A 314-nucleotide genomic window follows, 5' to 3' on the forward strand; every position below is an offset into this window, starting at 1 on the left:
CCATACGCCCGCTCCTTTATTGAAGGGCGTGCGTATGGACTATGACTGCCTATTCAAAACTGCTTGAAGCTTTTCCTGCCAACCCGAAAACCTGGCTAATCACCGGCGTGGCCGGTTTTATCGGCTCCAACCTGCTGGAGCATCTGCTTAAGCTGAACCAGCGTGTCGTCGGGCTGGATAACTTTGCCACGGGGTTCCAGCACAACCTGGATGAAGTGCAAGGGCAGGTTTCAGCCGAGCAGTGGGCGGGCTTCACCTTTATCGAAGGGGACATCCGTAACCTGGAGGATTGCCAAAAGGCCTGTAAGAACGTG

Annotated in this window: 1 protein-coding gene; it reads left to right on the top strand. The window is 54.8% G+C overall.

Annotated elements, in window-relative coordinates; genetic code table 11:
• Positions 1-41 precede the first annotated feature (41 nt).
• Positions 42-314 (top strand): NAD-dependent epimerase/dehydratase family protein (locus RMT89_RS42045; RefSeq protein ID WP_315889027.1); only part of this gene is annotated, 273 nt, incomplete at its 3' end.

It is taken from the genome of Streptomyces sp. P17 (assembly GCF_032436805.1).
Classification (GTDB): domain Bacteria; phylum Actinomycetota; class Actinomycetes; order Streptomycetales; family Streptomycetaceae; genus Streptomyces.